Origin of the sequence: Streptomyces sp. NPDC058459 (assembly GCF_042721685.1) — a bacterium.
Classification (GTDB): domain Bacteria; phylum Actinomycetota; class Actinomycetes; order Streptomycetales; family Streptomycetaceae; genus Streptomyces.
Map to the genome: position 1 here is coordinate 19,035 of NZ_JBHXLV010000065.1, position 11,061 is coordinate 30,095.

General features: G+C 72.8%; 10 protein-coding genes and 1 pseudogene. 4 read left to right on the plus strand and 7 right to left on the minus strand.

Translation table 11 applies throughout. The annotated features are described in order from the left end of the window. Positions 1–8: 8 nt before the first annotated feature. The 3 genes from ACFWN1_RS15010 to ACFWN1_RS15020 form a co-directional block, all read right to left on the minus strand. On the minus strand, positions 9–2,486 hold the full coding sequence (locus tag ACFWN1_RS15010) for an ATP-binding protein (RefSeq protein ID WP_384361572.1): 2,478 nt from the start codon (positions 2,484–2,486) through the stop codon (positions 9–11). A gap of 257 nt (positions 2,487–2,743) precedes the next feature. Further along, complete coding sequence (locus tag ACFWN1_RS15015) at positions 2,744–3,067, minus strand: STAS domain-containing protein (protein ID WP_384361574.1); 324 nt, start codon at positions 3,065–3,067, stop codon at positions 2,744–2,746. 181 nt (positions 3,068–3,248) lie between these two features. Next, positions 3,249–4,097: a 3-hydroxyacyl-CoA dehydrogenase family protein gene (locus ACFWN1_RS15020; RefSeq protein WP_384361577.1), complete on the minus strand. Its 849-nt coding sequence runs from the start codon at positions 4,095–4,097 to the stop codon at positions 3,249–3,251. Positions 4,098–4,286: 189 nt separating this feature from the next. Between ACFWN1_RS15020 and ACFWN1_RS15025 the strand changes: the two genes are divergently transcribed. After that, positions 4,287–4,859, plus strand: a complete 573-nt coding sequence (locus ACFWN1_RS15025; protein ID WP_384361580.1) for a cob(I)yrinic acid a,c-diamide adenosyltransferase — start codon at positions 4,287–4,289, stop codon at positions 4,857–4,859. Here ACFWN1_RS15025 and ACFWN1_RS15030 read toward each other — a convergent pair. After that, positions 4,856–5,407: a hypothetical protein gene (locus ACFWN1_RS15030; RefSeq protein WP_384361582.1), complete on the minus strand. Its 552-nt coding sequence runs from the start codon at positions 5,405–5,407 to the stop codon at positions 4,856–4,858. The two genes, ACFWN1_RS15025 and ACFWN1_RS15030, sit on opposite strands and share 4 nt — an antisense overlap. A gap of 161 nt (positions 5,408–5,568) precedes the next feature. On the opposite strand from ACFWN1_RS15030, the gene ACFWN1_RS15035 reads away from it, so the two are divergent. Further along, positions 5,569–6,741, plus strand: a complete 1,173-nt coding sequence (locus ACFWN1_RS15035; protein ID WP_384361585.1) for a sensor histidine kinase — start codon at positions 5,569–5,571, stop codon at positions 6,739–6,741. After that, positions 6,738–7,373: a response regulator gene (locus ACFWN1_RS15040; RefSeq protein ID WP_384361587.1), complete on the plus strand. Its 636-nt coding sequence runs from the start codon at positions 6,738–6,740 to the stop codon at positions 7,371–7,373. Before ACFWN1_RS15035 ends, ACFWN1_RS15040 begins: the two co-directional genes overlap by 4 nt. Before the next feature lie 28 nt (positions 7,374–7,401). Here the strand turns inward: ACFWN1_RS15040 and ACFWN1_RS15045 are convergent, their stop codons facing one another. Both ACFWN1_RS15045 and ACFWN1_RS15050 read right to left on the minus strand, forming a co-directional pair. Beyond that, positions 7,402–7,602, minus strand: a complete 201-nt coding sequence (locus tag ACFWN1_RS15045) for a hypothetical protein (protein WP_384361590.1) — start codon at positions 7,600–7,602, stop codon at positions 7,402–7,404. Between the two features lie 177 nt (positions 7,603–7,779). Beyond that, positions 7,780–8,407 (minus strand): annotated as a pseudogene (locus tag ACFWN1_RS15050) (response regulator transcription factor). 162 nt (positions 8,408–8,569) lie between these two features. On the opposite strand from ACFWN1_RS15050, the gene ACFWN1_RS15055 reads away from it, so the two are divergent. Then, positions 8,570–10,396, plus strand: coding sequence for a glycosyl hydrolase family 18 protein (locus tag ACFWN1_RS15055; RefSeq protein WP_384361593.1), 1,827 nt, complete (start codon positions 8,570–8,572; stop codon positions 10,394–10,396). 85 nt (positions 10,397–10,481) lie between these two features. Here ACFWN1_RS15055 and ACFWN1_RS15060 read toward each other — a convergent pair whose 3' ends face one another. Further along, complete coding sequence (locus ACFWN1_RS15060; protein ID WP_384361595.1) at positions 10,482–10,937, minus strand: DUF2550 domain-containing protein; 456 nt, start codon at positions 10,935–10,937, stop codon at positions 10,482–10,484. Between the last annotated feature and the right edge of the window lie 124 nt (positions 10,938–11,061).

The window sequence follows — 11,061 nt, forward strand, 5'->3', positions numbered from 1 at the left end:
CCGGACCCTCACATCACCGGCGGCTCGGCGCTCGCGGACTCCGTCGTCCCACTGTAGGCGGACGCGGTGGCGGCCTCCGTGGGGCCGCTGGCCGAGGTCGAGGTCGCCGGGGACGACGAGGAGTCGCCGGAGGGCGTCCCGGACTCGCTCGGCCCTTCCGACGTCGTGGGCCCGCCCGAACCGGTCGGGGACGCGCTGGGGGGCTCCTCGCTCGTGGTCGGCTTCCCCGACGGACCCGTGGAGCCGCCCTGGGGCGGCCTGGGGGTGGTGCCGCCCCCTGTGCCGTCCGTGCCCGTCGGGTGGGCGGCCGGTGCCGTGGCGCTCGGGGACGGCGCGGGACCCTCCGAGGTGGCGGCACTCCTGTCCGGGCTGGGGACGGCGGGACGGCCGGCCGTCGCGCCGGCCGGGGCCGGTTCGTCCTTCCCGGGGACGGCGCCCAGCGTGCCGTCGTCCAGGTCCTGCGGCGCGGTCGGGTTGGAGCCGACCGTGCTCGCCGGGTTGCGCCCGGCGCCCTCGTCGGAAGTCATGCCGAGGGTGACGACGGTGCCGAGCACGGCGACCAGCAGCGCGCCGGACCCGGCGGCCACCAGGTTGCGCCGGGCCATGGCCCGCACCCCGCCCCGCTCCCCCGGTGCCCCGGACCGCGAGGTGACGACGGTCTCGTTCGCGTAGCCGTGCGAGGGGGTGAACGCGGCCGGGGCCAGGGCGAGCGGCGCGGTCCGGGACGCCGGGGGCTCCTCGGCCGTCAGCGCGGCCAGGCCCGGCAGGTCGCCGCTGCGGTCGGCGACCAGGGCGAGGGCGCGGCGCCCCGCGACGGTGCCCCGCTTGTCCGAGAGCGCGGTCCGCAGCCCGTGCGACGCCTCCAGTTCGGAGCGCGCCCGGTCCAGTTCACCGTTGATCAGCGCGAGGATGCCCAACTCATGGTGGAAGTAGGCGCGTTCTGCGCTGTCCTGGGCCAGCCGGGCGGCCTCGGACCCGGCGTGCAGCGCCTGCTCCCACGCCGTCCAGCGCAGTCCGGCGGCGAAGGCGGCCGAGGCCGCGTGGGCGAGCCGGACGGCGCACGACTGCTCGTCCTCGCCCTCGGCGGCCGGTTCGGTGCCGGGGACGACGGTCTCCAGGGCGGCCAGCACCGCGTCGGCCTCCGCGCACACCCGCTCGGGGGTGACGGAGGCGTGGGCGGCCCACCAGGCGTAGTGCCGGGCGGCGGTGAGGGCGTGGGCGGCGGCGTCCTTGTCGTAGCCGGCGGCCTCCAGCTGGGCGCGGACCCCGGCCGCGAGGCGGTAGCGGGGGCCGGCCGGGGAGACCAGCCCGCAGCCGAGGAGTTCGCCGAGCGCGGCGTCCGCGTGGGTGTCGCCGATCAGGGCGGGCAGATGCGCCGGGTGCGGCAGCTCGCCGTCCAGGGCGACCGCGATACGCAGGGCGGCGCGGGCGGAGCCGCTGAGCCGGGAGGCGAGCAGCGGGGCGGGCGCTGCGGCCTCCGCGAGGGAGGGCAGCGGCACCTCCTCGGCCTCCTCGTCCTCCAGCGGCAGGCCGAGCATGGCGTCGGCGGGGGCGCGTACGTCCTCGAAGACGCCGTACTCGTCCACGACGCCGCCGCTGGCGCGCAGTTGCTCGCGCTGGCGGAGCAGGGCGCCGGCCTGGACGAAGCGCAGCGGCAGGCCCTCGGACTCGAACCAGAGGTCCCCGGCCCAGACGGCCTCCTCCTCGGTGAGGTCGCGGCCCACCGAGCGCTCCAGGATCTCCACGCCGGCCGCGCGGTCCAGTCCGGGGAGGCCGACGTCCTCGATGTCACCGGCGGCGGGGGCGGGGGTGTCCGGGGTGGCGGCGAAGAGGAACGCGCAGTCGGGTGCGGCTTCCAGCAGTCCGGTGAGGGCGGCGCCGCCGAACTCCAGGTCGTCCACGACGACGACGGCGCCGATCTCCCGCACCGCTGCGCGCAGTTCGTCCGGCTGGAGGCGGTGGCGGGGGGCGTCGTGGACGGTGTGGAAGAGGTCGTGCAGCAGGTCGTCGGGGGTGCGGTGGAGGCCGTCGAGCCGGACCACGCCGTCCGGGGCGAGGTCGGCGCAGTCCGCCGCGACGAGGTCGAGCAGAGCGGTGCGGCCGGAGCCACCGGGACCGGTGAGGCGGGCGGTACGGCCGTTGCTGAGCAGCCGGACCAGCCGCTCGCGTATCTCCTGACGCTCCAGCAGCTCGGGCTCGGGCAGCTGGAGTCCGGGCGGGGCGGGCGGCAGGGCGGCCCGCTCGTACTCGGCGCGGCCGGCCGGGGTGCGCTTGGCGGGGCTGTCGGGCCGCTGGTGCGGCGGGAGGGATTCGATCTCGCCGCCGTCCACCGGGTTGACGGTCAGCAGGAAGTCGCCGCAGACGAGCCGGGTGGTGCGGGCGGGCACGGGGCCGCTCGGAGCGAAGTCGGCGGTGAGGGGGTCCCGGGGCGGACGGCGGCTCGGTGCCTGACCGTGGTCCTCGGTTCCCGGAAGTATCGGGTCCATGGGTTCAAAGCCCCCAAAAGCGTCGTGTGCCGATCTCGGCCCCTCCCGGCCTGCCGCACATCGCGCTGTCGCTTCTGGTCCGGGCCCGCTCGCGGAAATCACGAGGCGGCGGGCGACCGAACCCTAAACCGTCGGGCCATGTGCCCGACAGAGCGGGGTGCCGGACAGCCCGAGAGATCCGGGAGATCACCATCCGGGCAGGAATGTGCGCGACGCGCCGTTCAGGACGACTTGGAGCCTGCCCCGGTACCCGGCTCTCACACGCGGGGCAGCGACTCCACGCCCACTGCGCCCTCGATGGCGAGAATGCGGTGCAGCCGGGTGGCCACCAGCAGCCGCTGCAACTGCGCCGGCACCCGGCGCAGCACCAGGCGGCGGCCGCAGCGGCCCGCGCGCCGGTGGGCGCCCATAATGACCCCGAGTCCGGTGGCGTCCCAGGAGTCCAGTTCGGACAGGTCGAGGACCAGGTCGCCGATCCCGGCGTCGAGCGCCGCGTGCAGGGCCGTACGGGCGTCCGCCGCGCTGCGGACGTCGAGGCGCCCCCCGACGACCAGCTCGGCGTGGTCGCCCCTGATGTGCATATGCGCTCCCCGTTGAGTGCGAGTGGCGTTCTTTCCTGACGGTGCTGTGCAACGTCTGACTGTGTCAGTGCCGGTCCGGTTGCTGGTTGTAAGCGAACCGATACCGAATTCACCCTCGGGGGTGATCCCCCCGGGGCGGTGGTGCGGACGTGTACGGGATCGGCGGGCGCCCCGGACGCGGTCAGTACGTGTAGAAGCCCTGCCCGCTCTTGCGGCCGATGTCACCGGCGTCCACCATCCGGCGCATCAGCTCGGGCGGGGCGAACTTCTCGTCCTGGCTCTCGGTGTAGATGTTGCCGGCGGCGTGCAGCAGGATGTCGACCCCGGTCAGGTCGGCGGTGGCCAGCGGGCCCATCGCGTGCCCGAAGCCCAGCTTGCAGGCGAGGTCGATGTCCTCGGCGGTGGCCACGCCCGACTCGTAGAGCTTGGTGGCCTCGACCACGAGGGCGGAGATCAGGCGGGTGGTGACGAAGCCGGCGACGTCGCGGTTGACGACGATGCAGGTCTTGCCCACCGACTCGGCGAACTCCCGCGCGGTGGCGAGGGTTTCGTCGCTGGTCTTGTAGCCCCGGACCAGCTCGACGAGTTGCATCATCGGCACCGGCGAGAAGAAGTGCACGCCGACCACGCGCTCGGGGTGCTCGGTCGCGGCCGCGATCTTGGTGATCGGGATGGCGGAGGTGTTGGAGGCGAGCACGGCGTCCGGGCGCACGATCTTGTCGAGCGCGCGGAAGATCTCGTGCTTGACCTCCAGCTTCTCGAAGACGGCCTCGATCACGAGGCCGGCGTCGGCGGCCTCGTCCAGGTCGGTGGTCGGGGTGATCCGGGCGAGGGCGGCCTCGGCGTCGGCGGCGTCCAGCCTGCCCTTGGCCACGAACTTGTCGTACGAGGCCCGGATGCCGTCGGTGCCGCGCTTCAGCGCCTCGTCGGTGACATCGCGCAGGACCACGTCCCAGCCGGCCTGAGCGGCGACCTGGGCGATGCCGGACCCCATGAGACCGGCCCCGATGACGGCGAGCTTCCCTGCCACTCCGACTCCCCTTACACGCTGTTCATGGTTCCTCCCGGCGGACATTAGCGCTCGGGCGACGCCTTGAGGACCGTAAGTAACGCGTGTCACGGTCTCAGGGCGTGAGACACCCGTCACGTTCCGGTCAGGTCGCTCCGGGGCGTCAAATCCACACCGCTTCGCGGCCTTTGGGGCAACTACGCTGGCCCTATGGTCAATCTGACGCGTATCTACACCAGGACCGGCGACCAGGGCACCACCGCCCTCGGCGACATGAGCCGCACCACCAAGACCGACCTGCGGATCTCCGCGTACGCGGACGCCAACGAGGCGAACGCGGTGCTCGGTACCGCCGTCGCGCTGGGCGGCCTGGACGAGGAGGTCGTCACGGTCCTCACCCGGGTGCAGAACGACCTGTTCGACGTGGGCGCCGACCTGTCCACCCCGGTGGTCGAGAACCCGGAGTACCCGCCGCTCAGGGTCGAGCAGTTCTACGTGGACCGGCTGGAGGCGGACTGCGACCGGTTCAACGAGCGGCTGGAGAAGCTGCGCTCGTTCATCCTGCCCGGCGGTACCCCCGGCGCGGCCCTGCTGCACCAGGCGTGCACGGTGGTGCGCCGGGCCGAACGCTCCACCTGGGCCGCGCTGGAGGCCCACGGCGACACGATGAACCCCCTCACCGCGACCTACCTCAACCGCCTCTCCGACCTCCTCTTCATCCTGGCCCGCACGGCCAACAAGGAGACCGGCGACGTGCTGTGGGTACCGGGCGGTGAGCGTTAGGACGGGGTACGGGGGGCCGGCTCCCTCTTGGGGAACAGGGTGTAGCTCGCGGCGATCACCAGGTTGATCCCGATCAGCCACCCCATCCGCAGTTGCCAGTCCCGCAGCGGGCCGGTGCGTCCGGCGTCGCCGACGTACCAGACGGCTGCCTGGAGCAGGGCGGCGGCGACCACGGCGGCCAGGACCCAGCGGCCCGCGACCTTCCATTCATGGACGGCGCGGGCCCGCCCGTACTTCGGGGGCTTGACCGGTGGCGGGCCGCCCGCGAAGCGGTGGGCGATCCAGGCGTCGGCCCAGGTGACGGTGGAGTGGCCGAGGCCGGCCGTGAAACCGATGTAGACGGCGGCGAGGCCGTGGCGCCAGTCGGGCTCGGCGCCGTGCCTGAGGTCGATCGCGGTGACCGTGAACAGCACCAGCTCCAGCAGCGGTTCGCACAGCAGCAGGGCGAGCCCGGTGCGCGGCATCCGCAGGCCGTACCGGAAGCCCAGTCCGGCCGCCAGCAGCACCCAGAACGCCACCTCACAGGCGATGATCAGTGCGACGATCACAGCTCGCTCCTCTTCCTCGGCGCTCGAAGCGCTCCTTCCAGCCTCCCGGTCGCGGGGCCACCCGGCGTCGTCGGCGGTGACGAGACCGGCGTAAACGAAAGAGGGACCCCGGGTCCGCCTTCCTCGGGGCGCGGGCGCCGGAGGCCGTGTTGGATAGGGGCATGACCCTCGCGTTACCGCGCCCTCACCGCGACGACGTGCGCATCGCCGTCGGCGGGCTGCTGGGCGGGGTCCTGCTGTGGGCGCTGGGGACACAGCCGCGCGTGCCCACGGGAGCCCAGGTGCTGTGGCGGGTGTCCTGGGCCCCGCTGATCCCGCTCGCGGTGACCGCCGCGTGCGCGCTGCTGCGCCGCACCCGTCCGCGCGCCGGTCTGGTGATCGGGACCGCCGCGCTGGCGCTGGACACGGTGACCGTCGGCGGCATCGTCACCCTCGTGCTGTACACCGACCTGGTGTACGCGGCCGTCCTGTACGGCGGTTCCGCCACCGCCCGCCGGGTGCCCTGGGTCACCGGGATGCTGACGGTGCTCGGCGGGGTGGTGCCCGCCGCCGTGGGGCGTGATCCCCGGTGGCTGCTGGCCGGGGTGGCCGTCGGCGTGGTCGCGTTCGCCCCGGCGGCCACCGGCTGGGTGGTGCGCGACCACCGGGACGCGGCCGAGGCCGCCCGGCTGCGGGCCGAGCAGACCGCGCTGCTGGCGGAGGTGGACCGCACCCAGGCGGTGACGGCCGAGCGGGCCCGGATGGCGCGGGAGCTGCACGACCTGGTCGCGGGTCATCTCTCCGCCATCGCCATCCATTCCACGGCCGCGCTCTCCCTGGACGACCCGGAGACCTCCAAGGACGCGCTGGCGGTGATCCGGGAGAACAGCGTCGAGGGGCTGGCCGAGATGCGGCGGCTGATCGGCGTGCTGCGGGCCGGCTCGGCCGACCGGGAGCCCTCCGCGATCCCCACGCTGGACGGACTGGCCACGCTGGTGGAGGGCGCTCGCGCCAACGGGCTGGACGTCCGCCTCGACGCCGGTCAGGGCAGGGTGCCCGCGCCGGTCGGCCTCGCCGCGTACCGGATCGTGCAGGAGTCGCTCACCAATGCCCTCAAGCACGCGGGCGAGGGCCCTGTCGAGGTCCGGCTGCGCCGGCGGGCCGGCGTGCTCGACGTCCGGGTGACCAGCCCCTACCGGCCCGGTGACACCCCGCGCGCCCCCGGTTCGGGCGCCGGGCTCGCCGGGATGCGGGAGCGCGTGGCGCTGCTGGGCGGGGAGTTCGCGGCCGGTCCCGAGGGCGCCCGCTGGACCGTGCGCACCGCGCTTCCGCTCGCCGAGGGAGAGTCCCCGTGATCCGAGTCCTGGTCGCCGAGGACCAGTCGGCCGTGCGGGCCGGTCTGGTGCTCATCCTGGGCAGCGCCCCGGGCATCGACGTGGCCGGGGAGGCGGCGGACGGCGAACGCGCGGTGGAGCTGGCGCGGGCGCTGCGGCCGGACGTGGTGCTGATGGACGTACAGCTGCCGTTGCTGGACGGGGTGTCCGCGACCCGGCTGATCGTGGCCGAGGGGCTGGCGGACGTGCTGGTGCTGACCACCTTCGACCTGGACGAGTACGTCTTCGGGGCACTGCGGGCCGGAGCGGCCGGGTTCCTGCTGAAGGACGCCGAGGCGCGGGAACTGGTGGCGGCGGTGAGGACCGTGGCGCGCGGGGAGGGTGTGGTGGCGCCGGCGGTGACGCGGCGGCTGATCGCCGAGTTCGCCGGGCAGCCGGCCCGGACCGCCGACCGGAGCGTGCTGGACGGGCTGACCCCGCGTGAACGGGAGGTGCTGACCTGTGTCGGCGAGGGGCTGTCCAACGCGGAGATCGGGGAGCGGCTGACCATGGCGGAGGGCACGGTGAAGACCCACGTGAGCCGGCTGCTGGCCAAGCTGGGGCTGCGCAGCCGGGTGCAAGCGGCAGTGCTGGCCCAGGAGTTGGGGGTGTAGGGGCGCCTCTGTCCAGGCGCCCCCTCCCCTATCGGTCCGCGTCGCTCGTGGCGTCGCGGTCGGCTGCGGCGGCGGCTGGTTCGGCCGCGGCCACCTTCTGCTTCATGTCCGCGTAGCCCGAAGGGGTGCTGGACGGGGTGGCGGCGTCGTCGTGGCCGCAGGCCGTGGCGAGGGCGGCGAGGGCGGCGAGGGTGACGGCGGCCGCCGCGCACCGGGGGGCGTGCCTCACTTGCCACCGTCCTTCTTGCGCGGGCGTCCGGGGCGACGGCGTCCGCGCGCTGCCTCAGCTGCTGGTCGCCGGCCCGGTGCAGGTCGCGTGCGACCAGCTGGGTCAGCAGCCAGCCGGAGGCCAGCACCAGCAGCGGGACGGTGCAGCCGACTGCGAGGCCGACCCGGGTGGAGAGCCTCATGAGGCGCTCCGGAACACGAAGCCGACCCCGCGCACGGTGTGGACCAGCCGGGGGCGCCGCCTGCCTCCAGTTTCCGGCGCAGATAGCAGACGAAGGTGTCGACGGCGTCGGTGCGCACCTCGAAGTCGTAGCCCCAGACGCGCCCCAGGAGCTGGTCGCGGGTGAGGACGAGCCCGGCGTTGCGCATCAGCACCTCCAGCAGCTGGAACTCCCGTCGGGTCAGGTCGAGCACGCGGACCTCGCGCAGGGCGGTGCGGGCGCCGAGGTCGATCTCGATCCCGGCCTCGCGCAGCACCTCTGGAGCCCGGCGATCCGGTCGGCGGTCTCGTCCAGCGCGGACAGCATCAGCACGGGCAGTTCGCGGCCCTCCGCGCGCAGCCGGGTGCACACCTGGATGCCGCTGAGGCCGGGCATCGACACGTCCAGCACCAGTACGTCCGGCTGTTCCTGTCCGATGGCGGCGAGCGCGCCGGTGCCGTCGGCGGCGATGCGCACGCGGAAGCCGTTCAGCCTCAGGCCGCGCACCAGGGAGCAGCGGATCGCCGCGTCGTCGTCTACCACCAGGACCGTTCCGGGGCTTGCCGAGTCACTCGCACGTCCTCCTCGGGGACTGTCAAGTCTCAACAGCGGCCGAGCAGTTGAGGTTAAGTCGAATTGCGGAACAAATGGTCCAGACCTATTGACCGCTGGTCCAGACCTTTCCTATTCTCGCGGCAGCATGGGCGTGAAGGCTCAGTCGCGCCCCCCATGCCTCGTGAAATCCCCCCGACATCGAGGGAGGCGCACATGCGCTTCAGACACAGAGTCGCGGCGGGTGCCGTGACCCTGCTGCTCCCCCTGGCCGGACTCGTCGGCCTCGCCGCCCCGGCCCAGGCCGCCGGCGACGTCACCGCCACCTATGTGAAGTCCCAGGACTGGGGCAGCGGTTTCGAAGGCAAGTGGACCGTCAAGAACACCGGCACCACCGCCATCAGCTCCTGGACGATCGAGTGGGACTTCCCCTCGGGCACCTCCGTCTCCTCCGCCTGGGACGCCGACGTCACCTCCTCCGGCACCCACTGGACGGCCAAGAACAAGCCGTACAACGGCTCGGTCGCCCCCGGCTCCTCCGTCTCCTTCGCCTTCAACGGCGCGGGCACCGGGTCGCCCAGCAACTGCCGTCTGAACGGCGACAGTTGTGACGGCACCACGGTCCCAGGTGACGCGGCCCCCTCCGCCCCCGGCAAGCCCACCGCCTCCGCCGTGACCGACACCTCGGTCAAGCTGAGCTGGTCGGCCGCCACCGACGACAAGGGAGTCAAGAACTACGACGTGCTGCGCGACGGCGCGAAGGTCGCCACCGTCACCACCACCTCGTACACGGACACCGGCCTGAGCGCCGGTACCGACTACTCCTACAGCGTGCGCGCCCGGGACACCGCCGACCAGACCGGTCCGGCGAGCGGCTCCACCGCCGTGCGCACCACCGGCGGCGGCACCAACCCGCCGCCCACCACCGGCGACAAGGTCAAGCTCGGCTACTTCACCGAGTGGGGCATCTACGGCCGGAACTACAACGTCAAGAACATCGTGACGTCCGGCTCCGCGTCCAAGATCACGCACATCAACTACGCCTTCGGCAACGTCACCGGCGGCAAGTGCGCGATCGGCGACCCCTACGCCGACTACGACAAGGCGTTCACCGCCGACCAGTCGGTCAGCGGCGCCGCCGACACCTGGGACCAGCCGCTGCGCGGCAACTTCAACCAGCTGCGCCAGCTGAAGGCCAAGTACCCGAACATCAAGGTGCTGTGGTCCTTCGGCGGCTGGACCTGGTCCGGCGGCTTCGCCGACGCGGCGAAGAACCCGGCCGCGTTCGCCCAGTCCTGCTACGACCTCGTGGAGGACCCCCGCTGGGCCGATGTCTTCGACGGCATCGACATCGACTGGGAGTACCCCAACGCCTGCGGTCTGTCCTGCGACACCAGCGGCTCGGCCGCCATCAAGAACGTGGCCGCCGCGCTGCGCGCCAAGTTCGGCGCCAACTACCTGGTCACGGCCGCCGTCACCGCGGACGGCTCCAACGGCGGCAAGATCGAGGCCGCCGACTACGCGGGCGCGTCGCAGTACCTCAACTGGTACAACGTGATGACGTACGACTTCTTCGGCGCCTTCGACGCCCAGGGTCCGACGGCCCCGCACTCCCCGCTCACCTCGTACAGCGGCATCCCGAAGGCGGGCTTCACCACCGCCGACGCGATGGCCAAGTTCAAGGCGGTCGGCGTCCCGGCGAGCAAGCTGCTCATCGGCATCGGCTTCTACGGCCGCGGCTGGACCGGTGTCACCCAGGACGCCCCCGGCGGCACCGCCACCGGAGCCGCTCCGGGCACCTACGAGGCGGGCATCGAGGACTACAAGGTGCTCAAGGGCTCCTGCCCGGTCACCGGCACCGTCGCGGGCACCGCGTACGCCCACTGCGGCAGCAACTGGTGGTCGTACGACACCCCGTCGACCATCGCCGGCAAGATGAGCTGGGCCAGGAACCAGGGCCTGGGCGGCGCGTTCTTCTGGGACTTCACCGGGGACACCAGCAACGGTGAACTCGTGACGGCCCTCAGCAACGGCCTGTCGTAGGTGAGTTCGGGGGGCCTGGCCCCTGAGCGACGTTGACGCTCCCCCAGACTTCGTCCGGGGACCCCCACCCAGCGAGTGAATGTGGCTACGCCACATTCACTCGCTGACCGGGCGGGGCTGCTTCCAGCCACGCGAGAAATCCGGTCAGCGCGTCTTCGCTCATGGCGAGTTCGAGGCGGGTGCCCTGGTGGACACAGGCGAGGATCACCGCGTCGGACAGCAGCGCCAGTTCCTCCTCGCCCTCGGGCGGCCGGCGGCCGGCCACCTCGATCCGCGAGCGCTCCAGCACCCGGCGCGGGCGCAGGGCGTAGGAGAAGACCCGGAACCACTCGATGCGGTCGCCGTTGTAGCGGGCGACGCCGTAGCTCCACCCCTTGCCGTTCACACTCGCCTGGTCACCCTGCTCGGTCACGTCCCAGCGCAGCGAACAGTCGAAGGTGCCGCCGGACCGCTGGATGAGTCTGCGGCGCAGGCCGAACAGGAACAGACCCACCACCACGAGCGCGACCACGGTTCCGCACACAGTCAGAGCGAGGACCATCGACACCGACCTCCTCGTCTTCCAGGTAGGGGGACTGCTTCGGGTCAGGGTAATGAAACCGCAGAGCCAGGTAATGGAACCGGAAAAACACCCGGATTCACCTCAGCCGCGGCCGGCACCGGAA